At 70.8% G+C, this 24,430-nt stretch carries 24 protein-coding genes; 9 read left to right on the top strand and 15 right to left on the bottom strand.

Going from position 1 to position 24,430, the window contains the following annotated elements; all coding sequences use genetic code 11:
- Positions 1 to 43: 43 nt before the first annotated feature.
- The gene (gene urtA / locus EER30_RS30840; protein WP_127504155.1) at positions 44 to 1,306 is read right to left on the bottom strand and encodes an urea ABC transporter substrate-binding protein; all 1,263 of its coding nucleotides are present in this window, start codon (positions 1,304 to 1,306) and stop codon (positions 44 to 46) included.
- Positions 1,307 to 1,589: 283 nt separating this feature from the next.
- Here urtA and EER30_RS30835 point away from each other — a divergent pair, with 283 nt between their 5' ends.
- Positions 1,590 to 2,144, top strand: coding sequence for a flavoprotein (locus EER30_RS30835; protein ID WP_127504154.1), 555 nt, complete (start codon positions 1,590 to 1,592; stop codon positions 2,142 to 2,144).
- Positions 2,145 to 2,222: 78 nt separating this feature from the next.
- The gene (locus EER30_RS30830) at positions 2,223 to 4,793 is read left to right on the top strand and encodes an ATP-binding protein (protein ID WP_127504153.1); all 2,571 of its coding nucleotides are present in this window, start codon (positions 2,223 to 2,225) and stop codon (positions 4,791 to 4,793) included.
- Here EER30_RS30830 and EER30_RS30825 read toward each other — a convergent pair.
- The gene (locus EER30_RS30825; RefSeq protein WP_164842533.1) at positions 4,786 to 5,373 is read right to left on the bottom strand and encodes a TetR/AcrR family transcriptional regulator; all 588 of its coding nucleotides are present in this window, start codon (positions 5,371 to 5,373) and stop codon (positions 4,786 to 4,788) included. The genes EER30_RS30830 and EER30_RS30825 overlap by 8 nt on opposite strands.
- Before the next feature lie 64 nt (positions 5,374 to 5,437).
- Here EER30_RS30825 and EER30_RS30820 point away from each other — a divergent pair, with 64 nt between their 5' ends.
- Positions 5,438 to 6,919, top strand: a complete 1,482-nt coding sequence (locus tag EER30_RS30820; protein ID WP_164842532.1) for an FAD-dependent monooxygenase — start codon at positions 5,438 to 5,440, stop codon at positions 6,917 to 6,919.
- Between the two features lie 72 nt (positions 6,920 to 6,991).
- Here EER30_RS30820 and EER30_RS30815 read toward each other — a convergent pair whose 3' ends face one another.
- A complete protein-coding gene (locus EER30_RS30815; protein WP_127504150.1) occupies positions 6,992 to 7,693 on the bottom strand; it encodes an SDR family NAD(P)-dependent oxidoreductase in 702 nt (233 codons plus the stop codon).
- Between the two features lie 128 nt (positions 7,694 to 7,821).
- Between EER30_RS30815 and EER30_RS30810 the strand changes: the two genes are divergently transcribed.
- Complete coding sequence (locus EER30_RS30810) at positions 7,822 to 8,631, top strand: class I SAM-dependent methyltransferase (protein ID WP_127504149.1); 810 nt, start codon at positions 7,822 to 7,824, stop codon at positions 8,629 to 8,631.
- Between the two features lie 42 nt (positions 8,632 to 8,673).
- Here the strand turns inward: EER30_RS30810 and EER30_RS30805 are convergent, their stop codons facing one another.
- Together EER30_RS30805 and EER30_RS30800 are read right to left on the bottom strand one after the other, a co-directional pair.
- Positions 8,674 to 9,171, bottom strand: a complete 498-nt coding sequence (locus EER30_RS30805) for an SRPBCC family protein (protein ID WP_205650504.1) — start codon at positions 9,169 to 9,171, stop codon at positions 8,674 to 8,676.
- Positions 9,172 to 9,221: 50 nt separating this feature from the next.
- The gene (locus tag EER30_RS30800; RefSeq protein ID WP_240670403.1) at positions 9,222 to 9,662 is read right to left on the bottom strand and encodes a protein-tyrosine phosphatase family protein; all 441 of its coding nucleotides are present in this window, start codon (positions 9,660 to 9,662) and stop codon (positions 9,222 to 9,224) included.
- A 172-nt stretch (positions 9,663 to 9,834) separates the two neighbouring features.
- Between EER30_RS30800 and argS the strand changes: the two genes are divergently transcribed.
- From argS to EER30_RS30785, 3 genes are all read left to right on the top strand, one after another.
- Positions 9,835 to 11,448 carry an arginine--tRNA ligase gene (gene argS, locus EER30_RS30795; protein WP_127504147.1) on the top strand — a complete coding sequence of 538 codons (1,614 nt, stop codon included), beginning with the start codon at positions 9,835 to 9,837 and terminating at the stop codon, positions 11,446 to 11,448.
- A gap of 449 nt (positions 11,449 to 11,897) precedes the next feature.
- Complete coding sequence (locus tag EER30_RS50035) at positions 11,898 to 12,479, top strand: recombinase family protein (protein ID WP_164842531.1); 582 nt, start codon at positions 11,898 to 11,900, stop codon at positions 12,477 to 12,479.
- Positions 12,416 to 13,258 (top strand): recombinase family protein, encoded by an 843-nt coding sequence (locus EER30_RS30785; RefSeq protein ID WP_127504146.1) that lies wholly within the window; start codon positions 12,416 to 12,418, stop codon positions 13,256 to 13,258. The genes EER30_RS50035 and EER30_RS30785 overlap by 64 nt, the downstream gene beginning before the upstream one ends.
- 36 nt (positions 13,259 to 13,294) lie before the next feature.
- Here the strand turns inward: EER30_RS30785 and EER30_RS30780 are convergent, their stop codons facing one another.
- From EER30_RS30780 to EER30_RS30760, 5 genes are all read right to left on the bottom strand, one after another.
- Positions 13,295 to 13,648, bottom strand: coding sequence for a hypothetical protein (locus EER30_RS30780; RefSeq protein WP_127504145.1), 354 nt, complete (start codon positions 13,646 to 13,648; stop codon positions 13,295 to 13,297).
- A 63-nt stretch (positions 13,649 to 13,711) separates the two neighbouring features.
- Positions 13,712 to 14,566, bottom strand: coding sequence for a MerR family transcriptional regulator (locus EER30_RS30775; protein WP_127504144.1), 855 nt, complete (start codon positions 14,564 to 14,566; stop codon positions 13,712 to 13,714).
- 45 nt (positions 14,567 to 14,611) lie between these two features.
- Positions 14,612 to 16,018 carry a serine/threonine-protein kinase gene (locus tag EER30_RS30770; protein WP_127504143.1) on the bottom strand — a complete coding sequence of 469 codons (1,407 nt, stop codon included), beginning with the start codon at positions 16,016 to 16,018 and terminating at the stop codon, positions 14,612 to 14,614.
- A gap of 86 nt (positions 16,019 to 16,104) precedes the next feature.
- Positions 16,105 to 16,680: a YdeI/OmpD-associated family protein gene (locus EER30_RS30765; RefSeq protein WP_127504142.1), complete on the bottom strand. Its 576-nt coding sequence runs from the start codon at positions 16,678 to 16,680 to the stop codon at positions 16,105 to 16,107.
- Between the two features lie 37 nt (positions 16,681 to 16,717).
- Positions 16,718 to 17,113, bottom strand: a complete 396-nt coding sequence (locus EER30_RS30760; RefSeq protein ID WP_127504141.1) for a hypothetical protein — start codon at positions 17,111 to 17,113, stop codon at positions 16,718 to 16,720.
- A gap of 316 nt (positions 17,114 to 17,429) precedes the next feature.
- Between EER30_RS30760 and EER30_RS30755 the strand changes: the two genes are divergently transcribed.
- Complete coding sequence (locus tag EER30_RS30755) at positions 17,430 to 17,792, top strand: STAS domain-containing protein (RefSeq protein WP_127504233.1); 363 nt, start codon at positions 17,430 to 17,432, stop codon at positions 17,790 to 17,792.
- 158 nt (positions 17,793 to 17,950) lie between these two features.
- On the opposite strand, the gene surE is transcribed toward EER30_RS30755, so the two are convergent.
- From surE to EER30_RS30735, 4 genes are all read right to left on the bottom strand, one after another.
- Entirely contained in the window at positions 17,951 to 18,793 is an 843-nt protein-coding gene (gene surE / locus EER30_RS30750) for a 5'/3'-nucleotidase SurE (protein WP_127504140.1), read from the bottom strand.
- Positions 18,790 to 19,704, bottom strand: a complete 915-nt coding sequence (locus tag EER30_RS30745) for a 1-phosphofructokinase family hexose kinase (protein WP_127504232.1) — start codon at positions 19,702 to 19,704, stop codon at positions 18,790 to 18,792. The genes surE and EER30_RS30745 overlap by 4 nt, the downstream gene beginning before the upstream one ends.
- Before the next feature lie 103 nt (positions 19,705 to 19,807).
- On the bottom strand, positions 19,808 to 20,140 hold the full coding sequence (locus EER30_RS30740; protein ID WP_240670402.1) for a hypothetical protein: 333 nt from the start codon (positions 20,138 to 20,140) through the stop codon (positions 19,808 to 19,810).
- A 116-nt stretch (positions 20,141 to 20,256) separates the two neighbouring features.
- Complete coding sequence (locus EER30_RS30735) at positions 20,257 to 21,171, bottom strand: cation diffusion facilitator family transporter (protein ID WP_127504139.1); 915 nt, start codon at positions 21,169 to 21,171, stop codon at positions 20,257 to 20,259.
- 188 nt (positions 21,172 to 21,359) lie between these two features.
- Between EER30_RS30735 and EER30_RS30730 the strand changes: the two genes are divergently transcribed.
- Positions 21,360 to 22,295 (top strand): SMP-30/gluconolactonase/LRE family protein, encoded by a 936-nt coding sequence (locus EER30_RS30730; protein ID WP_127504138.1) that lies wholly within the window; start codon positions 21,360 to 21,362, stop codon positions 22,293 to 22,295.
- A gap of 4 nt (positions 22,296 to 22,299) precedes the next feature.
- Here the strand turns inward: EER30_RS30730 and EER30_RS30725 are convergent, their stop codons facing one another.
- A complete protein-coding gene (locus EER30_RS30725) occupies positions 22,300 to 24,423 on the bottom strand; it encodes a HelD family protein (RefSeq protein ID WP_127504137.1) in 2,124 nt (707 codons plus the stop codon).
- Between the last annotated feature and the right edge of the window lie 7 nt (positions 24,424 to 24,430).

Here is a 24,430-nt window from a genome sequence, read left to right as displayed (position 1 = left end):
TTCCCGTACGGGGTGAGGCCGCGAGACCTCACCCCGAGAGCACTTAAGAGAGGCCCGTGGCCCAGCTGTAGCTCTTCAGGTAGGGATCCGGCTTCACGGGCTGGCCGGAGTTCCACACCTCCTCGATCAGCCCGTCGGTTCCGATCTTGCCGATCCGCGCGGTCTTGAAGACGTGCTGGCTGGGCCCGTCCACGGTGACCAGCCCCTCGGGCGCCTCGAACGTGATGCCGCCCGCGTTCGCCGCCGCCTTGACCTTCTCGATCTCGAACGAGCCGGCCTTCTCGACCATCGCCTTCCAGAGGTAGACCGACGTGTACGCCGCCTCCATCGGATCGCTGGTCGGTTTGTCCGCCCCGTACTTCGCCTTGTACGCCTTCACGAACTTGTCGTTGGCCGCGCCCTTGGTCGTCTGGTAGTAGTTCCACGCCGTCAGCTGCCCGGCCAGGTACTGCGTGCCGATGCTCTTGACCTCCTCCTCGGCGATCGAGACGGAGAGCACCGGCATCGCCTCGGCGGTCAGCCCGGCCGACTTGTACTCCTTGAAGAACGCCACGTTGCTGTCGCCGTTGAGCGTGTTGAAGACCGCGCTCGCGCCGGACGCCTTCACCTTGTTGACGATCGTCGAGAACTCCGTCGAGCCCAGCGGCGCGTAGTCCTCTCCCAGCACCTTCATCCCGCTCGCGGCGGCGTACGCCTTGATGATCTTGTTGGCCGTGCGCGGGAACACGTAGTCGCTGCCGACGAGGTAGACCGACGTCTTGCCGGCCGACTTGAGGTAGTCGAGCGCGGGCACGATCTGCTGGTTCGTCGTCGCGCCGGTGTAGAAGATGTACGGCGACTCCTCGAGCCCCTCGTACTGCACGGGGTAGAAGAGCAGCGCCTTGTTCTTCTCGAAGACCGGCTTGACCGCCTTGCGGCTCGACGACGTCCAGCAACCGAACACCGCGGCGACCTTGTCCTGGCTGATCAGCTTCTGGGCCTTCTCGGCGAAGGTCGGCCAGTCGGAGGCGCCGTCCTCGCTGACCGGTTCGAGCTGCTTGCCGAGCACGCCCCCGGCCGCGTTGATCTCGTCGACCGCCAGCTTGATCGCGTCGCGGACGGTCACCTCGCTGATCGCCATCGTGCCGGAGAGGGAGTTGAGCAGCCCGACCTTGACGGCGGACCCGGAGGTGTCGACGACGGCGCCGCCACCGGCCTGGGCCGAGCCGACGGCGTCGCCGGTCTTGGCCCCACAGGCGGTGAGGGCGGCGACGGTTCCGATCGCAACGAGAACGGCCGCCGACCGGCGCCCGCGATATCCGAACATGAAGCCTCCTTGCCCCCGCACGGGGAGCTCAGCCATGCCCATCAATGAGTAGGGCCAGTTTCAGAGCGCCGGATTTCCGCCTCGTTTCCCACCCCTTAATACGTCGTTTCCGTCGACAATGGAGGCCAACTCATAGTCCGTGGTCAATGCGATGTACTTTCCGGCGTCGTTTCCAATGCGTGACGGGGGTCACATCCTCGCGATCAAGCGGGTACCGTGAGGCGGGCATACAACCTGCCCGTAACTCTGCGGCGGGACCCGGCAATCCAGGAGAATCGGGACCATGGGTGACCTACGGTTGGTAGTCAGCGGCGGACCGGACGCCGGTGGAGTGCTCGACCTGATCACGGCCGCGAGCGAGCGCGGCTGGACGGTCGATGTGACGGCGACGAAGAACGCCCTCGAGTTCATGGACCCGTCCGAGGTCGCCCGCATCAGCGGCCGCCCGATCCGCACCACCTACCGGTTCGCGCCCGACGGCACCCGCATCTCGCCACCGGCCGACGCGATGATCGTGGCCCCGGCGACGTTCAACACGATCAACAAGCTGGCCAACGGCATCGCCGACACCTACCCGCTCAGCTCGATGGCCGACGTGATCGGCCGGGGCGTGCCGACGGTGCTGGTGCCCGCGGTCAACGAGCCGCTCGCCGGTCGCCGCCCGTTCCGCCGCTCTCTCGACGAACTGCGCGCCGAGGGCGTCCGCGTGCTCTTCGGCCCGGTCGACGGCTGGGTTCCCGGCAGCACCGAGCCGTTCCCGTGGATCAAGGCCCTTGACCTGGTCGAAGACATCTTCGGCCTGGCCCGCGTCGACAGCCGCGCGTCGCTGGGCGCCTGATCCGCTCCGCTTGGGGGGTCAAAAGCTGGCCGGACAGGTGCTAGGCAGGGGGCTGAGCAGGCTGTTTAGCTGGACCGTGTGACGGTTCTGCTGGAACGCTCGCAGGAGCTCGCCACGCTGGACAGGCTGCTCGCCGGCTGCGCGGCCGGGGGGCGCGTCGCCGTGGTCAGCGGCGAGGCCGGCGCCGGCAAGTCGACGCTCGCCACCGCCTTCGCCGAGAGCGCCGGGCCACGCGCCCAGATGCTGTGGGGTGCGTGCGACCCGCTGCTCACCCCGCGCGCGCTCGGCCCGCTGCACGACATCGCCCGTCGCCTCGGCGGCCGGCTGCGCGAACGCATCGGCGACGGCGCGCGCGGCGAAGTGTTCGAGCTCTTCCTCGAGGCGCTCGACCGGCCGCCGCAGGCCGCGCGGCCGGTGGTCGTACTCGAAGATCTGCACTGGGCCGACGAGGCGACGCTCGACATGGTCGCGTTCCTCGGGCGGCGGCTCGCGCTCTACCGGGCCCTGCTGCTGCTCACCTACCGTGAGGACGAGGTCGGCCCCGACCACCGGCTGCGCACCGTCCTGGCCGGACTGCCGCCGGGCCTGATCAGCCGGGTCAGCCTGCCGCCGCTCACCCCGGCGGCCGTGGAGGAGCTGGCTCGTCGCGCCGGCCGCTCGGCTCCAGACGTGCACCAGGTCACGGGAGGCAACCCGTTGCTGGTCACGGAGGTGCTCGCCGCGCCGGCCGAGGGCGTCCCCCCGACCGTACGGGATCTGATCCTCAGCCGGCTGGCCACGCTCACGCCCGGCGCCCGCGAGGTCGCTCACCTGGTCTCGGTCGTGCCCTCGCGCGCCGGTCTGGGGCTGCTCGGCGACCGGCTCACCGAGGTCGACGAGTGCTTGGCCCGCGGGGTGCTGACGGCCAGCGGGCGCGGCGTCGCCTTCCGCCACGAGCTGTTGCGCCTGGCCGTCGAGGAGAGCCTTTCCCCTGTACGCCGTCAGGCCCTGCACGCCGAGATCCTGGCCGCTCACGAGGGTCGCGCGGGTGTCGACCCGGCCTGGCTCGTGCACCACGCCCACCACGCCGGCGACACCGAGGCCGTGCTGCGCTGGACACCCGTCGCCGCCCGCCGAGCCGCCTCCGTCGGCGCCCACAAGCAGGCCGCCGCCCACTACGCCCGGGCCATCCCGCTGGCCGCCGACCAACCCGCCGTCGAACGGGCCGAGCTGCTCGAGGAATACACGCTCGCCGCCTATCACGGTGCGCTCCCCGAGGCGATGGACGCGTGCCGGGCCGCCCTCGCCCTGCGCATGGAGCTCGGCGACCCGGTGCCGCTCGGCGTCAGCCTGCGCTGGGTGTCCCGGATGAGCTGGTGGAACGGGCGTCCCGACGAGGCCCGCGAGCTAGGTTTCCGGGCCGTCGAGGTGCTCGAGACGCAACCGCCCGGCCCCGAGCTGGCCGCCGCCTACAGCAACCTGTCCCAGTTGTTCATGCTGGCGAACGAGGAGGAGCGGGCGATCGGCTGGGGCATCCGCGCGACCGAACTGGCCCAGCGGCTGGGCGACCTCGACACCGAGGTGCACGCGCTGATCAACATCGGGTCGGCCCGGGTCAACACCGGCGACAAGACCGGCATCGCCGACCTGCGGCGCGCCCACGAGCTCGCGGCCCCGGCCGGCCTTGACGACCACGCCGGCCGGGCCCTGGTCAACCTGGCCAGCTACGCCGTCGACTGGTACGAGTTGGACGTGGCCGAACAGGCCCTCGACCGTGTCATCCCGTTCCTGCTGGCCCGCGACCTCGACGGCTACACCCGCCACCTGCTCGGCCACCGCGCCCGGCTGCAGATCGCCCGCGGCGACTGGACCTCGGCCACCGACGACGTCACGCAGGCCCTGGCCGGCCCGCCGATGGTGAGCCCCGGCCTGGTGCCGGCCATGGTCGCCCACGCCACGCTGGGCATCCGGCGCGGGCGGCCCGGGGCCGAGGACGACGCGCTCGCAGCAGCCGAGCGCGGCTACGCCACGGGGGAGTCCCAGTTCCTCTGCCCGCCCGCGATCGTGCTCGCCGAGGCGTACTGGCTCGCCGGTGACCCCGCCCGGGCCGCGACCGAGGCCCGCCGCGGTCTCAAGGTCGCGCTGCGCGCCGGACAGCCGTGGTTCGTCGGCGAGCTGGCGTTCTGGCTGTGGCGGTGCGGCGAGCTCGCCGGCGAGGCACCGGCCGAGGCCGCCGAGCCGTTCCGCCTGGTCATCGACGGCGACTGGCGGGGCGCGGCCGCGAGCTGGGCCGAGCTGGGCTGCCTCTACCAGTCGGCCAACTGCCTGGCCCACGGCGACGCCGAAGCGACCACCGAGGCCCTGCGCGTCTTCGACCGGCTCGGCGCCGTCGTCCCGGCCCGCCGTCTGCGCGCCGACCTGCGCGAACGCGGCCTGCGGGTGCCCCGGGGCCCGCGCGCGTCGACGGCCGCCGACCCGACCGGGCTCACCGGCCGCCAGCAGGAGGTGCTGCTGCTGATCGCCGAGGGCCTGAGCAACGCCGACATCGCGGGCCGGCTGACCCTCTCGGCCAAGACGGTCGACCACCACGTCTCGGCCGTTCTCGGCAAGCTGGGCGTCTCGTCCCGCGGCCGGGCGGCGGCCGAGGCGCGCGAGCGCGGCCTCATCTGAGGTGCTGGATCAGCAGTTTCAGCTGCTCGCGATAGCGGTCGAGGAACTCGGGTGAATCGGCCGGCAACCCGGTGAAATCCTCGGCGAAGCCGGCCAGCAGCGCCGGTGCGAGGGCCGCGCCGAAAAGCATGAGCTGCAGGTAGGCCGGGTCGAGATCGGCGCCGATCTCGCCGTCGGCCTGGCGTCGCCGCAGGTCGTCGACCATCGCCCGGCGAAAGCCGGCGTCGCCCTCGTCGCGGTCGCCGCTGAGCGCCTGCCAGATGAGCAGCCGCACCCAGTGCCGCTGATCCTCGCCGACGTGCGTGAACGCGGCGACCACCTCGTCGAGCGGCGCCCCGGGCCGGTTGAGCCCCGCGCTGAGCGTGCGCCAACGTTCGAGCAGGGCCTGGTAGAGGCCGGCCTTGCCGTCGAAGTAGTACGAGATGAGCTGCTGGTTGGCCTCGGCGCGGCGGGCGATCGCGCCGATGCGGGCGCCCGCGAAGCCGTGCTCGCCGAACTCGACCAGCGCCGCGTCGAGAATCCGTTCCTTGGTGCGGTCGGGGTCGCGGCGGCGCTCCCCGCCAGTAGGGGACCGGCGCATGACTTCGACCCTATCAATCAAACGTTTGGTTGACAGATTCAACCGGACGTTTGAAAATCGATTCATGGACTCCCTACCCGTATTGGTCATCGGGGGCGGCATCGGCGGCCTCACGCTCGCGCACGGGCTGCGCCACGCCGGCGTCCCCGTCCGCGTCTTCGAGAAGACCCACGAGCGCAGCGACTGGCTGCAGGGCTACCGCATCCACATCAACCCGGCCGGCGCGCGGGCCCTGCGCGACTGCCTGCCACCGGCCGGCTGGACGGCGTTCACCCGGGCCGTCTCACCCGGCGGCGGCTTCGGCTTCCTCACCGACCAGGGCACCGACCTGCTCGGCCTGGCCGAAGACGAGATCAACACCCCGGGCGCCGGACCGGCCGACCGGCACCACGGCATCGGCCGCATCCAGCTCCGCACGGTCCTGCTCGAAGGCCTCGACCTCGAAACCGGCAAGACCTTCATCTCGTACGAGGAGGAGCCCGACGCCGTGGTCGCCCACTTCGCCGACGGCTCCTCCGCGCGCGGCTCGGCGCTGGTCGGAGCGGACGGTGCCAACTCCCGGGTGCGCGCCCAGCTGATCCCCGCCGCCGCGGCCCGCATCGACACCGGCGTACTCACGATCGCCGGCCGCTGCCTCTCCCCGTCCGGAGTGTCCCCGTCCGGAGCGTCCCCGTCCGGAGCGTCCCCGTCCGGAGCGTCCCCGTCCGGAGTGTCCCCATCCGGCGCGTCGCCGGTTGACGAGTCCTCAGTTGGCGCGTTACCGGTTGGCACGTTCATGGCCGGCGATTCGCCTGGTTTGGCCGCGGCCGAACTGCCGCCGTCCCTGCTCACCCGCGCGAACGTCGTCATCCCGCGCGGCCGTGGCTCGCTCTTCACCGCGGCCTGGACGAGCCCGGACGGCGACCAGGTTCTCTGGGGCTACTCCGACGCCACCGCCCGCTTCCCGGCCGACGTCGAGCAGCTCGCTCCGGACGCACTGTTGAGCCTCGTCCGCGATCGCCTGCGCGGCTGGGCCCCCGAGTTTCACCGCCTCATCGCCAACAGCGATCCCGCCACGGTCAACGCTTTCCGGGTCAAAAGCGCCACACCGGTGAGCCCGGCACCGGTGAGCCCAGCACCGGTCGCCGCGGTACCCGTCCGTAAAGCGCCCCACCCACCCGGGGAGGGGGTGGGCTCGACGCTACTCGCCTCGGCGACGGGGGTACCCGAGTTATCCACAGGCCGGGTGACGCTGCTGGGCGACGCTGTCCACAGCATGACTCCGATGGCCGGGGTCGGCGCCAACACCGCGCTGCGCGACGCCGACCTGCTGCGCCGCAAGCTCAGCGCGGCCCACGCCGGGGAGATGCCGCTGCTCGCGGCGGTCGAGCAGTACGAGCGCGAGATGCTCGATTACGGCTTCGCCGCCGTACGACTGTCGTTGCGCAATGCCCGGCAGGCGGCCCACTCCACAGTGATCAGCCGGGCCCTTTTTCGCGCCGTGTTGCGCGTGATCGCGGCTGTCCCGCCTGCACGGCGCAGGTTCGCTCGCGGTTTGGGCGACTGAGCGTCCGCTCCTCGTGCGTGAGGCGTCCGCTCCTCGTGCGTGAGGCGTCCGCCAACCGGGCGGGTCCGCTCGCTACTGAACCCCGCGCACTCGATGGCCGACAGCGACGGAATCGCCCGAGATGGCGGCGGCCGGAGCCGAGCAGAGGAACGTCACCAGGGCGGCCACCTGCTCGGGAGTCGACTCGCCGGCCGTGGCAGGAGCGATTGTGGGGGACGGGTCGGCCGTGACGGTCCCGGGGTTGACGACGTTGACGGTGACGCCGGTGCCGGCATAGGCGTCGGCCAGAACCTTGGAGGCGGTGATGACCGCCTGGTTGCGGACGGATCCGGCCGCCGAGACCGTCGTGTTGGCACCCTGGCCGCTGATGTTGACCACCCGGCCGAAAGCCCGGTCGCGCATGCCGGGAAGAACCGCGTTCATGGTGCGCAGATAGCCGACGGTCTTGGTCTCGAACGCGGTGAGCACCTCGTCGGCCTCGTGGCTGCGGGCCGGGTCGAGCGTCTGGGCGGGCGGGGCGGCCGCGTTGACGAGGATGTCGACGGGCCCGGCCTGCTCGACGGCGGCCCGGATCGTGGCTTCGTCGGTGGTGTCGACGGTGAGCAACGTGACCGCACCGTCGAGGCTGCGGGCGGCTTCTTCCAGGCGGCCCCGGTCTCGTGCGGCGAGAACCACGTGTACGCCCTCGGCCAGCAGGGCGGCGGCGACGGCGCGGCCCAGTGTGCCGCTGCCGCCGACGATGAGGGCGGTGCGACCGTTGATTCCGAGATCCATCAGAGAGCCCTTTCCGGTCGGGGCGGCGTCCGCCGTCGAGTCGGACACTATGTCTGTGTCGCCGTGGCCGGCCAACATAGGGAGCAATCCCCATGTGCGGGGGCCCGCGAGTTTTTAACGTCTAGGACATGAGCGAACTGGTACTGGAAGGCCTGAAGGCCAAGCAGCAGAAGACCTGGGCGAGCGGCGACTACGGCGCGGTGGCGGCCCTGATCCATCCGATGGCCGAGGAGACCGTGCTGGCGGCGGATCTCTCGGCGGGGCACGAGGTGCTCGACGTCGCGGCCGGAACCGGCAACGCCTCGATCGCGGCGGCCCGCAGCGGCGCCCGGGTGATCGCCACCGACTACGTGCCCGAGCTGCTCGCCCGGGCCAAGGAGCGGGCCGAGGCCGAGCACCTGCCCCTGACGATCGAGATCGCCGACGCCGAGAACCTCCCGTACGCCGACGGCCGCTTCGACGCCGTGGTCTCCGTGGTCGGCGCGATGTTCGCCCCCGACCAGGAGAAGGTCGCCTCTGAGCTGACCCGGGTGGTGCGCAGCGGCGGCACGATCGCGATGGCGAACTGGACCCCGGACGGCTTCATCGGCGAGATGTTCCGCACGGTCGGCCGGCGGGTCCCGCCGCCGCCCGGTATTCGCGGGCCGGTCGAGTGGGGCAGCGAGGCCCGCGTCCGCGAGCTCCTCGGCGACCGCGTCTCCGATGTACGTACGGAGCGCCGTGAGTTCGTCTTCCGATTCACCTCGCCGGAGCAGTTCGCGGACTACTTCCGCGAGAACTACGGCCCGACCCTGAAGGCGTTCGAGGCTCTGGGCCCCGACGGCGGCAAGCCCCTCTACGACGACCTGGTCGAACTGGTCGGCCGCTACAACACCGCCGAGGACGGCACGGCCCGCATCCCGTCCGCCTATCTGCAGATCGTCGCCACGAAAGCGTGACGAGCGCACCGGCCCGGCCTCGAGGGGGAGGCCGGGCCGGTCTCACGCCTGGGCTTCCTGACCGAAGGGCGGCTCAAAGATCTCAGCGCCGGGGAAGTGCAGTTCACCGGTGCGGGCGTTGAGCGCGTCGGTCAGCGCCGCCGCCCCAGCCGTCCCCAGTTTCTCGAACTCCACCTTGATCACCGGGGTGGCGAGCTTCGCGAGGCCGTGCATCTCGAGCTCGACCCGATAGGTGACCTCGCTGCCCGCCTCGACCGGCCGTACGGTCACCGTCTCGACGCATGTGCAGCCTTCGTTGCGTCCGTGGAACACCAAACGTCCGGGCCCGGCCTCGACCAGCGTGTAGGTCAGCTCCGTCGTGATTCCCAGGACGCGGCACACCTGATGCCAGCGCGACCCCGGCCCGATCGGCCCGCTGTCCTTGCGGGTCGCCTGGCGCACGGCCGGGTCCCACCGCACCGTGTTGCCGAAGTCGGTGAGATAGCTCAGGGCCGGCGCCGGGGCGACGTTGACGGCCAGCGTGCGCTCCACGACGATCATCGGTCCCCCAGGGCGTCGGCGTGCCGCTTCAGACTAATGGCCGCTTCTGATCAGTGCCCGGGTTTCTTCAGCGCGCGGACGAAGCTCCGCTGCCACGGCATCTCGACCGCCCGCCGGTGATAGTTGGCCCGCACGTAGGCCACGGCCTGCTCGGGCGGCACCCCGTCGAGGACCGCGAGTGTCGCCAGCGCGGTGCCGGTCCGGCCCAGCCCGCCCAGGCACGCGAACTCGACCCGCTCCGATGCCGAGCGCTCCAACGCCTCGCCGAGCACCTCCATCGCGTACGCCCGATCGGCCGGGAGCCAGCCGTCGCGCCATCGCACCCACCGGCTGTCCCAGCCGAACTCGGGCGGGCGGCGGCCGAGCAGATAGATCCCCAAGGCCGGCGGATGCCCGGACGGCATCGGCTTGCGCAGGCCGCGGCCGCGCACCAGCCGCCCCGACGGCAGCCGCAGTACGCCGGCCTCGTCCGCGTCCCACAAAACGTCCACGATCCCATCGTGCATCGTGCGCTACGCTGACCGCATGCAGACCTTCAGCGAGCGACGCCGGCGTTCCGACGACCGCCGCTGAGTCTTGCTGTCCTCCGGCGGGTCGATCCCGCCGGTTCCTCTCCGCCAGACCGGTCGACCCGCTTCCCCGCGTACGTCGATGGGTTTGATCATGAATCTCGAAGCTCTGCTCGCCGCCCGGCTGGCCACGGCGTTCGAAGCCGTCGCCGGCGAGCCGGTCGATCCGGCCGTGCGGTCGTCGCAGCACGCCGACTTCCAGTCCAATGCCGCGCTTGCACTGGCCCGCAGGCTGGGCCGGCCGCCGCGCGAGATCGCCGCCGAGGTGGCTGCGGCCGCTGACCTCGCGGGCCTGGCCGACGTCGAGATCTCCGGCCCCGGCTTCCTCAACCTCACCGTCGCCGACGACGTGCTCGCCACCCTGCTGGCCGAGCCCGACTCGCCGCCCCCGGTCGTCGCCGAGCGGGTGGTCATCGACTATTCCAGCCCCAACGTCGCCAAGGAATTGCACGTCGGCCACCTGCGCTCGACGGTCATCGGCGACGCGCTGGCCCGGCTGTTCACGTGGGCCGGTCACGACGTGGTCCGGGCCAACCATCTCGGCGACTTCGGCACCCAGTTCGGCATGCTCATCGAGCACATGTCCGACGTGAACAACGACGAGACGAACAGCCTCAGCGACCTCACCGACTTCTATCGCGAAGCGCGGGCGAAGTTCGACGGCGACCCCGAATTCCGTACGCGGGCCCGGCTGCGGGTGGTGGCGCTGCAAAGCGGTGACGAGGCGACCCGGGCGATGTGGCGGCGGCTGGTCGAGCAGTCGACGCGGCACTTCGTGGCCGACTACGCCCGGCTCGGCATCACGCTCGGCCTGGACGACTTCGCCGGCGAGAGCTCCTATCAGGACCAGCTCGCCTCGGTGGTCGACGAGCTGACCGAGAAAGGGCTGCTGGTCGAGAGCGAGGGGGCACTCTGCGCGTTCCCGGCCGGCTTCCTCGGCCGCGACGGCGAACCGCTTCCGGTCATCGTGCGCAAGAGCGACGGCGGTTTCGGGTACGCGGCCACCGACCTCGCGGCCCTGCGGCATCGCGTCCGTGACCTTAAGGCCGACCGCATGCTCTACGTCGTCGGCGCCCCGCAGCGCAACCACTTCGAGATGGTCTTCGCCGTGGCCCGCGACGCCGGCTGGCTGCACGACGGGGTGTCGGCCGAGCACATCAGCTTCGGCTCGGTCCTCGGCCCGGACGGCAAGATGCTCAAGACCCGGTCGGGCGAGACGATCAAGCTGGCCGACCTGCTCGACGAGGCGGACGCCCGCGCCACTTCGCCGGCCATCGGCATCGGTGCGATCAAGTACGCCGACCTGTCCTCGGACCGGCGCGGCGACTACGTCTTCGACTGGGACCGCATGCTCGCCGCGACCGGCAACACCGGCCCCTACCTGCAGTACGCCGTCCGGCGGATCCGGTCGCTGCTGCGCGACGCCGAGGTCTCGCCCGGGACCATCGTGCTCGAGCACCCGGCCGAGCGGCGGCTCGCGCTGACCCTGCTCGGCTTCGAGCCGGCGGTAGCCGCCGCCATCGAGTTCCGCGAACCGCACCGGCTCGCCGTCCACCTGCACGAGGTGGCGGCGGCGTTCTCCGGCTTCTACGAGCGGTGCCGTCCGATCACGACGTCGCCGAGCTGGCTGGCCCTGACCGCGCGCACCGGCGCGACCCTGGAACTCGGCCTCGACCTGCTCGGCATCCCGATCCCCGAGCAGATGTGAATATCGACGGCTACTGCGATGCCCGCAAACGTCGGTCGGATCGAAGGTGGTCGCGCATAAGCTAGTCGTATGACATGATGGTCGCATGCCTAGACATCGTGACGTAGACATCGGTTCCGGCGGTAAATCGCACCGCCCGGACCGGCTGGCGTTTGATCTGCTCTCAGCGGCAATGCCGTCTCGGTCTGCTGGGCTTGGCCGGGGACGTGTTGGCGTGTGCTGGAGATCAACGCGTGGCCGCGCCTCTGTGGAGATAGGCCTGCCACGCCATATCAGGACTTGTGCCGGCGGCGGTCGGTGTCCGGGCAGGGCGTCCTCGGTGAGCTCGATACCGCCAGGTGCCCGGTCGGTGCTGTGTCGTTGCTCCGACGCCTGGTTTCCGCCGCTCCCCGCCTCGATAACGGGCACACCAGGGTGCCTTTCCCGCACTGCCGACGGGAGTTGACGAGGTGAGGTGCGCTATCTATTGCAGACTTTCCGATGACCGCACCGGCGAGGGCCTCGGCATCGAGAGACAGCTAGCTGACTGCCGCGACCTGGTCGGTCGGCGTGGCGGCGCCGTGGCGGGTGAGTACCTCGACAAATCCCACTCTGCGACGTCCGGCCGGCGGCGGCCGGACTACGAGCGGCTCCTCATCACTGTCGACTCCGGCACCCTCGACGCGATCGTGGCCTGGTCCCTCGATCGGCTGGTCCGTCGTACCGCCGACCTAGAGAGGCTGATCGAACTTTGCGATCGGCGCAACGTCGCGATCATCCTCGTGCGTGGCTCAGACTTGGACGTTTCGACCCCCGCGGGACGATTGGTCGCACGGATGCTCGGCGCGGTGGCCCGGCACGAGATCGACGCCAAGTCCGACCGGCAGCGCCGCGAGTCCCGGCAGCGCGCAGACCGTGGCCTGCCCCGGGAGGTCGCCGGGCCTTCGGCTACCTCGGCACGGAGCTGGTCGATGGCGAATCCGAGGCCGTGCGCGGCGCCTACTCGATGCTGCTTGACGGCTCGACGCTTACGAGCATCGCGGAAGCCCTGAACGAATCCTGGAACACCACTGTCGGCGGTGCATGGACCGTGACCAGCGTCCGGTCGATGTTGAAGAACCCCCGCTACTGCGCCCAGCGGTGGCATCTCGGCGAGTACCGGGGTCCTGGGGCCTGGCCGCCCACTGTTAACGAGACGACCTGGAAAGCGGCATGCGACATCTTGGCCATGCCAGGTCGTAAGCCCGCCGGTGATAACGCTCTGCGCTGGCTGGGCAGCGGCTTCTACCTCTGCGGGCGCTGCATGACTGACGTTGCTATGAAGGCCACTTACCGGGGCATTGCCTCCCGGGGCACGCAGGCTCGAATCTACAAGTGCCCGAAATGCTTGATCACGCGCGTCGCTGAACCCATCGACGACTACGTCTCCCTGGTCACTGTCGAACGGCTTCAGTGCCCCGACTTGCCTTGCCTGGTCGCCAAGCCTGCCGCCGACCTCCGGCCGCTACAGGTTGAGGCAGAGGAACTTCGCGAGCGGCGCAAGGCCATACCGCGTATGTTCGCCATCGGCACGCTCACCGAAGCGGAGGTGGCAGAGGCACGGCAGATCATCGATGACCGATTAGCGGAGATCGCTACGCAGTTCGCCGGGTCTGCTGGCAAGCCGGCGCTTGCCGAGGTGCTCGCGGCAGGAGACCCTGGGCAGACCTGGCTCGACCTCGGCAACGTCCGGCGTCAACGGGCCGTTGCCCGTGAACTGATGACTGTCCGATTGCTTCCCGTCGGCCCGGGTCGGCGGCTATTCCGTCCGAGCACCGTCGAGATCACTTAGTGTCACTGCGGGGGCAGGCAGGAGTCGTGACATGCCTCAGCCCGAGCCAGCGCCCGGGGCCAGGCTGAGGAACGTCACGACGCCCGTCGCCAGCACGGTGCCGAAGGCGATCCAGTACGGGTACCGCTCGTTGCCGCCCCGCCGGGCCTCGGCGCCGCGCCGGGTCGCCGAGATCAGCCCCGGCACGACGGCCAGCAGCGTCCAGAACACCACCGGGGCCCACGACGGCGCCGTCGGCCGCGCGGCGCGGGCCATCTCCTCCGGGAAGCGGACGAGCAGCCGGCCGTGCGACGTGTGCGGTCCCGGATCCGGCACGGGCACGGGCGCCAGCTCCGGCGTCACCCAGGGCGGCGCGGTCGAGTACTCGGCGGACGGGATCGGGGCAGTCATCGGCGGGCTCCCTCGGTAGCGGCTCGGTTGCTTTCCGGCCGACCCGCCCCATCGGCCGCCCCGCTACCGAGCTGAGGGTTCCTGCAGCGGGACCTGCAGCTCGGTGACCCACTTGTCGAACTCGCCCGGCGGGCAGTCGAGGTAGACCTCGACCGCGAAGCCCGGCTCGACCGCCCGGTAGCCGTTGTCGTCGATCCACTCGGCGAGCTTCTGCCCCGTGCGGAACGCCTCCGACATCGCGCCGTGGTGGATCGCGGTCGCCGCCTGCCGGACCGGCGGCAGCACCACCACGTCGAAGCCGGCGTCGCCGGGCACCGGGCCGTCCCCGATCGGGAAGGCCGCGTGCACCCCGATCGTCTCGTCGCCGGGCGAGACGGGCGCCGCCGTGTAGTAGGCGATCGGCGAGCCCGTCATCGGCACGCCGTGCTTCTCCATCAGCTCCATCAGCCGCGGGTAGAGCGGGCTGAGGTTCTCGCTGATCGACGTCGGGTGGTCATAGCTGGTGGCCGTGGCGGCCAGCGTCGCCACCCGGGTCGCCGGGATGCTCTTCAGGACGACGTCCGCGGTGTCCATGTGTCCCTCGCTCTCGATCATCCGGAGGCGCGCGTCGACCTGGGTCAGGCGTACGGTGTCCTGCTCCATCCGAGCGGCCAGCTCGGCCCGGCGCAGGCGCAGCATGCCGCGCAGCTCGGCGGGGTCGACCTTCTCGTCGATCAGCGTCTGCACCTGGTGCAGGCTGAACCCGAGATCCTTGAGCGCGGTGACCCGGTTGAGCAGCCGCAACTGCTCGGCCGCATAGAACCGATAGCCGCTGTACGGGTCGACGTGCGCGGGCCGCAGCAGACCGATGGCGTCGTAGTGCCGCAGCATGCGCACCGACACCCGCCCGAGGCCGGCGAACTCTCCGATACTGAACATGGTCCCCTCACACTCCGCCCTGACACAGTGTGAGGGTCAAGGGCTTTACGGGAAGGGCAGGACTCCGCCGCCCGAGCCGGTGTCGGGCGTTGTCGGGGGAGTCTCGGGCGTCGTCGGCGTGTCGGTCGGTTCGGTGGTGTTCGTCGGCTCGGTCGACGGCGGGGTGGAGGTCGGCTTCGACGTCGGCGGCGTCGTGGTCGGCTTCGACGTCGGGGTCGAGGTGGGGGCCGAGGCGCTGCGTGACGGCGTGCGGCTCGGGACGCTGCCCTGCTTCGTCGAGCGGATGGTGGGCGCCGCGCTCGACGGGGGTGCCTCTTCGCTGGTCGCGTCGGTGACGGGCTGGGAGGCGGGTGCGGGGTTCTGGTTGTTCACCGCGTTCTTGTCGTCGCCGCCGCCGTTCATCGCGATGGCGAAGGCCAGACCCCCGGCCACGACGAGCAGGCCGATCACCGCGAACAGCAGGGCGGTCTGGCTGCGCGACCGGCGCTGGGCGCGGGTCGGCGTCGAGGTCAGCGTCGACGGCTGCACGGGCGGCAGGTCACGGGGCATCGGCACGGCGCGGGTGGGCGCCGCCGGGCTGAGCGGGGCGACCATCGAGGTGCCGGTCAGCCTCTTCCAGTCGAGCGGGCCGGCCGCGGCGAACGCCGCCTCGGCGAACTCGGCGGCGGTCTGGAACCGGTCGGCCGGCTGCTTGGCCATCGCCCGCTGGATCAGCTCGCGCACCTCGAGGGGCACGTAGTCGGGCAGGGGGAGCGGCTCGTCCTCGAGGTGGCGCAGGGCGACCTGCAGAGCGTTGTCGCCGTCGAAGGGGGGCTCGCCGGCGATGCAGTGGTAGGCCACGGCGCCGAGCGCGTAGATGTCGGTGGCGGCGGTGACGTTGCCCTTGGCGACCTGCTCGGGCGCCATGTAGAGCGCGGTGCCGACGATCGCGTTGACCGCCGTCACGCTGGTCACGGCGGCCGAGCGGGCCACACCGAAGTCGACCAGCACGACGGTGCCGTTGGGCTTGACGATGAGGTTGCCCGGCTTGACGTCGCGGTGGACCGTGCCGTTCTCGTGGGCGGCGTGCAGCGCGTCGGCCGCCTGCGCCACGATCGACATGACCTCGGTGACCGGCATCGGGCCCTGCTTGACCCGGGCCGAGAGCGGCTCGCCCTCGACGTAGGCCATGACCAGGTAGGCCACGTCGTCGTCACCGCCGGACTCGGCGGCGGACGCGTAGTCGTAGACCTCGACCACGCCCGGGTGACGGAACGCGGCCATCATGCGGGCCTCGCCGTAGAAGCGGGCGGCGAACTCGGGGTCGGACATCATAGCGGCGCGCAGCACCTTGACGGCGATGACGCGACCCAGCACGACATCGGTGCCGCGCCAGACGTCACCCATCCCGCCTGTGGCGATGCGCTCGTCCAACCGATAACGGTTGCCCAGGAGGTGGCCGACTGTGAGCACCAACGGACCTTATCTGTTCGGGTGGCCAGGCCACAGCGGGGAGACGGCGAAGCCGAGCGGGGCTCAACTGTACCGAGCCCCGGCTTTCACCGGGGGACGAGAGGGGGCACCTTGCGGCCGGCGGCCGAGTCGGTGATGAGCTGGGCCAGCCGGCGCTGCCGGGTGTCGGCCCGTTTGGCGCTGACCACCCAGTGCACTGCCGCCCGTCGATAGGACGGGCGCTGCGCTGAGAACCACTGCCAGGCGGCCTCGTCGGCCTGGAAGAGAGCGGTCTGCTCGTCGTCGAGGACGGCGTCGGCGGGCTGCTCGTAGGAGTAGACCGCGACCCGGTCGGGTTTGCGCAGCTCGAAGGCGCTCAGCCCGGCCGGGCGCATCAGGCCCGCCTCGATCAGCTCGGCGACCTTGGCTACGTTGATCGCGCTCCACACGCTGCCCTTGCGCCGCGGGGTGAAGCGCACCTGGTAGCGCTGCTCGTCGAGGCTGCGGCCGACGCTGTCGATCCAGCCGAAGCAGAGGGCCTGCTCGATCGCCTGGGGGTGGGTGACCCCGGAGCGGCCCGAACTCTTCTTCCAGTAACCGACGAAGAGCTCGGGCGCACTCTCGTGATGCTGCTCGAACCAGGCGCGCAGCTCGGCCGGGGTGTCGAAGAACTGTGCCTCCATGCCCCGAGCCTAGAAGCGGGGTGTGACAAAACCCGGCCTACTTGTCGAAGGTCGGAGTGACCACGACCGCGGTCTCGGCCAGCTCCAGTTCCTCCTGCTCGGCCCGCATCTCGAGGGCGGTGCGCGCCGAGACGGCCACGGCATAACCGACCGCCACGCCGAGCAGCCCGGCCCCGACGATCAGACCCCACGGCCGGGACGGTTTACGTCCGGCCAGTGCGGCCGCCGCGGCGTTGGCACGCGACCAGGCCACGTCGGCCTTCCCGCCCGCCTTCCCGGCGAACCTGTGACCCTCGTCACTGGCTTTGCCGGCGAACTTGGCCGCTTTGCCGCTTGTGTCCCTCGCGGCCTCGCTCGCGGCCGTCATGGCGGCCGTCAAATAGTCCCAGGCCTGCGCGGCCGTGCGTTCCGTCTTGCTCTTGCTGGAGAACATCCTTGTTACCTCCCGCGCTCGCCGTTGCAGGTTAACCCTGCCCTGGGCCGCCGTTCAGCAAACGTGTCCGCTGTGGACGTCATCACGTTTCGGAAACGACTTGCTGCACACCGGTACTCTGGACCCGGTTCACACAGGGCACTCAGGTGTCTGACAGGTTCGGGTCCTAACCTTTCGGTCAGATTCACCGAACCTTCCGGGGGGAGTCTCTACGAACCCCGGGCGCGGGTCATGCCGAGCGAGATCAGATCGCTCGTCCGTGGCTCGTGCGACAGGAACGACGCTCGGAAATCCCGGGCGGGTGGAGGGAATTGGCGTGACGCTGTCGATAATGACGTCGACGCTTGCCGACGACGTGGTGGAGGTCTCGCCCAGCGGCGAGATCGACGTCGAAAACGCATACGAGATCCGCGAGGCTGTGGCGACGCAGCTCAACACCGGACGATTCGTACGCATCGAGCTCAATCTTCAGAATGTGACCTTCATCGACTCCGTGGGTATCAGCGCGCTCGTCGCCGCGTTCCAGCTCGCGCAGGTCAGCGACATCAAGCTGATCGTCACCCGACCCAGCCGTTTCGCGCATCGCCAGCTCTGGGTGACCGGGCTGCTGGGCCTGTTCGGCAACCCGCAGCCGTTCGGCGAGGCCACCGCGGCCCAGCCGGCGGTGTCCGGAGCCTGACACCGGGAGTCTGTTGAAGGGGCCGGCGGGGGCAGCCGGCGCCACGGAGCCTTAACCAACGGCCTCCGGTCCGTCCCTCGATCGAGGGACAGGCCGGAGGCCGTCGGCATTCCCGGGCCGGCGACAGCGCAAGGGGCGCTGACCGTGCGAAGACTGGGTTATTGCAGCGCCGAGGCGTGCACCGGCACGGCCTCCAGGTTGATCTTCACCTCGGTCATCTCGTGCGGCGGCCGGATCGGCGTGACCACCGCGAAGTGCTCCGCCAGCGCGGCCAGGTCGGTGTCCGGCTGCAGGGTGTCGTCGGCCGCCTGCACGGCCGTGCGCACAAATCCCTCGCCCTCCTCGACGATGCTCACCTGCACCTGCCCGAACTGGGCCAGCGACGCCCGCCGCAGCCCACGGATGCCGTCCAGGTGCAGGTCGGGCACGTTGAGGTTGAAGATCGTGCCGACCGGGGTGTGCAGCAGCGTCGGCACCAGCCGCACCGCCAGCTCGGCCGCGCTGCCCCAGTGCCGCTTCTCGTCCTCCTCGTGATCGAGCGCGGCGAGCGCCGCCCCTCCGCTGCGCGCCGTGCCGGCCCGGGGCGACAGCACGTCCAGCGAGACCGCCAGCCCGTGCAGACCCGCGTACGACCCGGTGAGCGTGGCCCCGACCGTGCCGGAGTGCACGACCGCGGCCCCCGCGTTGGCGCCCCGGTTGATCCCCGAGAAGATCATCTCGGGCGGCTCGCCGAACGCCTCCCGCAGCGCGAGCAGCACGATGTACGCGGGTGAGGCCGCCACCGCGTACGCCGGGATGTGCTTGGCGTGCGGCAGCTCACGCTTGTGCAGGATGATCTTGCCGTGTTCCTCGACCGCGGTCATCGCGGCGCTGCTGCCGCTGGCCTCGGTGACCGGCGCGGCGACCACCACCTCGTGTCCCTCGCGGGCCGCCGCCCGGGCCAGCCAGCGCAGGCCGGGCGCGTCGATGCCATCGTCGTTGGTGACCAGGATTCTTGTCATCGTGCCTTCTTGATCGGGGTGAGCTTGACGCGCTCGGAGAGCACGTGGACGGCGTCCATGTGCCCGGTGCCGAGCCCGTGCCGGGTGACGTTGAGCGCCCCGGCGGCCGCGCCGGTGCGGATCGCCTGCGTCATCTCGCCGCCCTGGGCCAGCACCGCGGCGACCCCGGCGGTCATCGAGTCGCCGGCGCCGCGGTGGTCGGCGATGGTGAGCTTCGGGATGCCGACCCGGTAGATCTGTTCGTTGAACAGGGCGAGTGCTCCCGCGTCGGCCCGCGAGAGCAGCGCCATCTCGGCGCCGTCCTCGTGCAGCTTGATCAGTGCGTCGGTGAGCGACTTCTCCGAGTCGTCCTTGATCATGCCGTCGCGCAGCAACTCCTCGTGGCTGACCTTGACGACGTTCAGCCCGGCGCCGAGGACGGCCTTGAGGTGCTCCCCGGACAGGTCGGCGATCACCCGGCAGCCGTGGGCGCGCAGGTCGTGGGCGAGGCGACCGTAGACCTCGGGCCGGATCACCGAGGGGTGCGCCGGGCCGCTGAGGATGGCGTTGCCGGCTCGCAGGCCCTCGGCGAGCGCCAGGTTGTAGAGCTCGTCCAGCTCGTGCCGGGTGAACGGGGCGCCCGGGTGTTCGGCCAGCTCCTGGCGTTTGCCGTTGCGGCGGTCGTGCACGTACCACCCGCTGCCGCTCTCGCGGGGCACCGTGCGCAGTTGCACGCCCTTGAAGTCGAGCAGGGGCTTGAGGACCCGGCCCACCTCACCGCCGACCGCCGTGCAGAGCGTCACCTCGGCGCCGAGCGAGGTGATCATGCGGGTCTGCCAGATGCCCTGACCACCCGGGTGCACATGCAGCTCCGCCTGGTTGTGTTGCTGTTCGATAGTCACCGTCAGTTGAGGTGCCGGCGCGAAAACCATCACACGAGCGTCGCCCATACTGGGCATTGTTGTCGCTAGCGGACCGCTCGGGGCGGATTACCGCAAAAGCGGCCCCGGCCCCGAGGATGCCGGGGACGCCCTTCTACAGCTCGAAACCCTCGTTGGTCAGCTCGGCCACGGGGCCGGTCAGCTCGGGCCGGGTGCGCAGCAGATCTTCCAGACGCACCCGCCACTTGCCGGCCTCGACGTCGGCCGCGTACCGGTCGCCGCCGGTCTCGACCAGGGCGGTCAGCAGGCGCTGGCGGGTGTCGGCGAAGTGGCCGTACATCTCGCTGCCGAGGCGGCTCAGCACCCGGGCGGCGAAGCCCTCGGAGTGCGGGCTGCCCGCCGCGTGCACGATCGCGCGGGCGCCGTCCCACGCGACTCTGGGCTGGTGGGTGACCGTGGTCATGATGCTGTCCTCCCGTGATGGCATGGTCACCAAGCGTAGAGATGAACCTGTTCGTCCGATGCCGGTCGGCACACGCGGTGACCGTTGAGGAGATCGTGCACCGTGAGGTGTGATGATCGCCATAGTCTGCGACCGCTCGATCACCATCCGGCCGGAGAGCACGGCCCGTCGGCGGCCACCGGCTCGACCTGAAGCGTGGCGTGGTCGATGTGGAAGTCGTCGTGCAGCGCCTCGCGGGCGGTGGTGAGCACCGCGCCGAGCTCGGCCGCGGGTTCCAGGCTCAGGTGGGCCGAGGCGACGTCCATGCCCGAGGTGAGCGTCCAGACGTGCAGGTCGTGGACGTCGCAGACGCCGGGGACGGCGGCCAGCCGGGCGCGCACCTCGGTGATGTCCAGGTGCGCGGGCGCGGCCTGCACCAGGATGCGTACCGCCGAGCGGCCCAGCGCGAACGTGCGCGGCAGGATCATGAGCGCGACGATCACGGCCACGATCGGGTCGGCGTACGACCAGCCGGTCGTCGCGATGATCACGGCGGCCACGATGACGCCGACCGAGCCGAGCAGGTCGCCGACGACTTCGAGGTAGGCGCCGCGCACATTGATGCTCTCCTTGGCGCCCTCGCGCAGCAGCCCGAAGGCGATCAGGTTGACGATCAGGCCGCCCACGGCGACGACCAGGATCGAGCCGGCCGGCACATCGTGCGGGTCGCTGAAACGGCGGACGCCCTCGATCAGCACGAAGATCGCGACCCCGGTGAGCAGCACGGCGTTGGCCAGCGCGGCCAGCACCTCCAGCCGATAAAGGCCGAAGGTGCGCTGCGAGTCGGTGGCGGCCCGGCCGGCCGCGGTGATCGCGGCCAGGGCCATCGCGATGCCGAGCACGTCGGTGAACATGTGGCCGGCGTCGGAGAGCAGGGCCAGCGAGCCGGTGATGAACGCGGCCACCGTCTCGACGGCCAGGAAGGCGGCGAGCAGGCCGGCGGCCCACCAGAGCCGCTTGCGGTGCTTGGCCCCCGCCCGCAGCGCCTGGCCTCCGTGGTCGTGCCCCGCTCCCATGTCTCAACCTTCCGTCGGTGCACCAGCGCTCGGCCAATGTATGCGTACATCGCAATAAGTGCAATATTACTTGATCTTGCAAGGGGCGAGAGGGGGAGAGGGGCGGTGGAGCGGTAGCCGAACCGATGCCGGTCGTGCGGGGTATGTAGTCGGTGACAGCTCCGCTCCGCCTGGAAAGGAAGTCGTCCGTGTCCAGACGTACTCTCGCGATTGTCATCTCCACGATGCTCGCCGTGGTAGCAGGCGCGTCGCCTGCCGCAGCACATTCCTCCGCACGGTGGCCCTCGTCCTTCGACCTGCCCGACGGTTTCCAGCCTGAGGGAATCACCATCGGCGACAAGCCGTACGCCTACTTCGGCTCCCGGGTCGACGGCGACATCTACCGCGCCGATCTGCGCAGCGGCAAGGGCAAGGTGATCAGCCAGGGACCCGGGGCCGGCAACCCGTCGGTCGGTCTCAAGATCGACGACCATGGCCGGCTCTTCGTCTCGGGTGGCACCGCCGGCACCGCCCGCGTCGTCGACGCCCACAGCGGCAAACTGCTCAAGTCGTACACGCTGCAGGCGCCCGGCACGTCCACCTGGTTCATCAACGACGTCGTCCTCGCGCGCGGCGCCGCCTGGTTCACCGACTCGCGCAACGCGGTGCTGTGGAAGCTGCCGCTGGGCCACCAGGGCAGCCTGCCCGGCCGCGCGGTCGCCGTCCCGCTCACCGGGGACATCCGCTACGAGACCGGCAACAACGCCAACGGCATCGCCCGCACCCCGGACGGCCACGGACTGATCATCGTGCAGTCCAACACGGGCAAGCTCTTCCGCGTCGGCTACGACGGCCGCACCAGCGAGATCAAGCTCGGTGGTGAGACCGTCGTCAACGGCGACGGCCTGTGGCTGCGCGGTCGCGACCTCTACGTCGTACAGAACCGCGACAACGTGATCGCCAAGGTCGAGCTGGACCGCTGGGCGAGCAAGGGCAAGGTCGTGTCGCGTACGGGCAGCTCGTCGTTCGACGTGCCGACCACGATCGCGGAGTACGGCAAGCGGTTCTACCTGCCGAACGCCCGCTTCACGACCACGCCGACGCCGACCACGCCCTACAACGCGGTTTCCGTCCGCATCCCGTAGGGCCTCAGGGCAGCCACGCCGGATCGGTTCCGATGGTGGTCAGACGCTGGGTGGCCCGGGAGAGCGCGACGTAGAGGGTGCGAATGCCGGCCGGATCCTTGGTGAGGGATCCCGGCTCGACCAGCACCACCGCGTCGTACTCCATGCCCTTGGCCTCCAGCGCGGTGACCACCTGGACCCGTTCCGGCAGGCCGTCCACCCAGGCCGCCATCTCGTCGCGGCGCGGCACCGGGGTGATCACGCCGATGGTCCCGTCGACGTCGGCCAGCTGCTTCTCGGCGAGCTCACGCACCAGCGCGGGCAGCCGCACCTCGTCGGTCACCACGTCGACCGGGTCGACCCCGGTGCTGCGGACAGCGGTCGGCAGCGGCAGGTCGGGCATGATCACCCGGATCACCGAGGCGGCCACCGCGAAGATCTCCGACGAGTTGCGGTAGTTGGTGGTCAGCGCGTAGCTGTTGCGCTTGCGCGAGCCCAGCGCGCGTTCCCGGGCCCGATCGAGCTCCTCCAGGTCGCCCGACCACGCGGTCTGCGCCGGGTCACCGACGATCGTCCAGGAGGCGTACGACCCCCGGCGGCCGACCATGCGCCACTGCATCGGCGACACGTCCTGCGACTCGTCGACCACGACGTGCGCGTACTCCCGGTAGTCCTCCTCGCGGACACCCCGCTGGGCGTAGGCCGCGGCCTGCCGGTCGGCGAACGTGCTGACCTCCTGGACCCCGTCGTGCACATGGAACGGGTTCTTGCTCTTCTTCGAGGCCTGACGGGGGCGGCCCATCAGCTCGTCGAGCTCGTCGAGCAGGGCCACGTCGGCGATCGTCGGGCCGTGCTCGGCCAGCGCGTCGAACGACCCCTGCAGACGCGCGATCTCGTCCTTCGAGAGAAGACCCTGGGTGTACGCCCGGAGCCGCGCCGGGTCGGCGAGCCAGCGCAGCACGCGCATCGGCGTGAACCGCGGCCACCACCTCTTGAGGAACTCGCGGAAGTCGTTGCGGTCGGCCAGTTCCGCCTCGAAGTCGGGCTTCTCGGGCAGGCCGCTGACCTTGGCCTGCCGGGCCTGCGACCAGAGCTCGTTGAAGACGCGGTCGAAGCCGGACCCGCGCGCCTCGTTGCGCCGGGCACCGCGGGGCAGCGCCGCGCGGCGGATGCGGTCGAGGTCGCCCCGGGTGAGGCGCAGCAGCGTGCCCCGATAGAGCAGGCGCAGCTCGGAAGGGGCGTCGGGAACGGCGTCGTGCGAGGCCCGTTCGAGCACCCGCCGCATGCGCAGCGAGCCCTTGATCGCGGCCACGTCGGTCGGGTCGACCCGGGTGGCGTCGTAGCCGGGCACCAGCGAGCCCAGCGAGCGCAGCGTGGCCGTGTCCTCACCCAGCGAGGGCAGCACGGTGGCGATGTAGTTGACGAAGACGCCGGACGGGCCGACCACCAGGATGCCGCCGCCGGCGAAGCGGTTACGGTCGGCATAGAGCAGGTAGGCCGCGCGGTGCAGGGCGACCGCGGTCTTGCCGGTGCCCGGGCCGCCGGTCACGACCGTCACCCCCGAGGCGGGGGAGCGGATCGCGTCGTCCTGCTCGCGCTGGATGGTCGAGACGATGTCGCGCATGCCGTGGCCGGTGGCCTTGGACAGGCTGGCCAGCAGCGCGCCGTCGCCGACGATGCGCATGTCGTCCGGTGCGGCCTCGGGGTCGAGCAGATCGTCCTCGATGCCGGTGACCCGCTCGCCGCTCGACTGGATCATGCGGCGGCGGACGACACCGAGCGGGTCGGCCGGGGTGGCGCGATAGAACGCGGCGGCGGCCGGGGCGCGCCAGTCGACGACCAGGGGCCGCGAGTTGTCGTCGCGGATGCCCATGCGTCCGACGTAGTGGGTGGCGCCCGTGTTGAGGTCGAGGCGGCCGAAGACCAGCCCCTCGTGCTCGGTGTCGAGCGCGTGGCGGCGGCGGGCGGCGTGAAAGACCATCGCGTCCCGCTCGACCAGCGCGCCGAAGGTGCCGACCCCGGCGAGCTGGTAGCCCTCCTTCTCGGCCCGGGAGGCGTCGCGGCGCAAAACGGTGAGGCGAGCGTAGACGCGGTCGACGTGCTCCTGCTCGACCTCGATCTCCTGCTGAAGAACGGTGGCGTCGCTCAAGACGGTG

The organism is Actinoplanes solisilvae (genome assembly GCF_003999975.1).
GTDB lineage: Bacteria > Actinomycetota > Actinomycetes > Mycobacteriales > Micromonosporaceae > Actinoplanes > Actinoplanes solisilvae.
This window is presented reverse-complemented; position numbering and strand designations above follow the sequence as displayed.

Excerpts from the sequence above, each read along its gene's own strand:
- EER30_RS30745 (WP_127504232.1), bottom strand. The coding sequence starts at position 19,704 with ATGGTTTTCGCGCCGGCACCTCAACTGACGGTGACTATCGAACAGCAA.
- EER30_RS30780 (WP_127504145.1), bottom strand. The coding sequence starts at position 13,648 with ATGACTGCCCCGATCCCGTCCGCCGAGTACTCGACCGCGCCGCCCTGG.
- EER30_RS30760 (WP_127504141.1), bottom strand. The coding sequence starts at position 17,113 with ATGTTCTCCAGCAAGAGCAAGACGGAACGCACGGCCGCGCAGGCCTGG.
- EER30_RS30835 (WP_127504154.1), top strand. The coding sequence starts at position 1,590 with ATGGGTGACCTACGGTTGGTAGTCAGCGGCGGACCGGACGCCGGTGGA.
- surE (WP_127504140.1), bottom strand. The coding sequence starts at position 18,793 with ATGACAAGAATCCTGGTCACCAACGACGATGGCATCGACGCGCCCGGC.
- argS (WP_127504147.1), top strand. The coding sequence starts at position 9,835 with ATGAATCTCGAAGCTCTGCTCGCCGCCCGGCTGGCCACGGCGTTCGAA.
- EER30_RS30820 (WP_164842532.1), top strand. The coding sequence starts at position 5,438 with ATGGACTCCCTACCCGTATTGGTCATCGGGGGCGGCATCGGCGGCCTC.
- EER30_RS30740 (WP_240670402.1), bottom strand. The coding sequence starts at position 20,140 with ATGCCATCACGGGAGGACAGCATCATGACCACGGTCACCCACCAGCCC.
- EER30_RS30765 (WP_127504142.1), bottom strand. The coding sequence starts at position 16,680 with ATGGAGGCACAGTTCTTCGACACCCCGGCCGAGCTGCGCGCCTGGTTC.
- EER30_RS30810 (WP_127504149.1), top strand. The coding sequence starts at position 7,822 with ATGAGCGAACTGGTACTGGAAGGCCTGAAGGCCAAGCAGCAGAAGACC.
- urtA (WP_127504155.1), bottom strand. The coding sequence starts at position 1,306 with ATGTTCGGATATCGCGGGCGCCGGTCGGCGGCCGTTCTCGTTGCGATC.
- EER30_RS30815 (WP_127504150.1), bottom strand. The coding sequence starts at position 7,693 with ATGGATCTCGGAATCAACGGTCGCACCGCCCTCATCGTCGGCGGCAGC.
- EER30_RS30735 (WP_127504139.1), bottom strand. The coding sequence starts at position 21,171 with ATGGGAGCGGGGCACGACCACGGAGGCCAGGCGCTGCGGGCGGGGGCC.
- EER30_RS30775 (WP_127504144.1), bottom strand. The coding sequence starts at position 14,566 with ATGTTCAGTATCGGAGAGTTCGCCGGCCTCGGGCGGGTGTCGGTGCGC.
- EER30_RS30825 (WP_164842533.1), bottom strand. The coding sequence starts at position 5,373 with ATGCGCCGGTCCCCTACTGGCGGGGAGCGCCGCCGCGACCCCGACCGC.
- EER30_RS30805 (WP_205650504.1), bottom strand. The coding sequence starts at position 9,171 with ATGATCGTCGTGGAGCGCACGCTGGCCGTCAACGTCGCCCCGGCGCCG.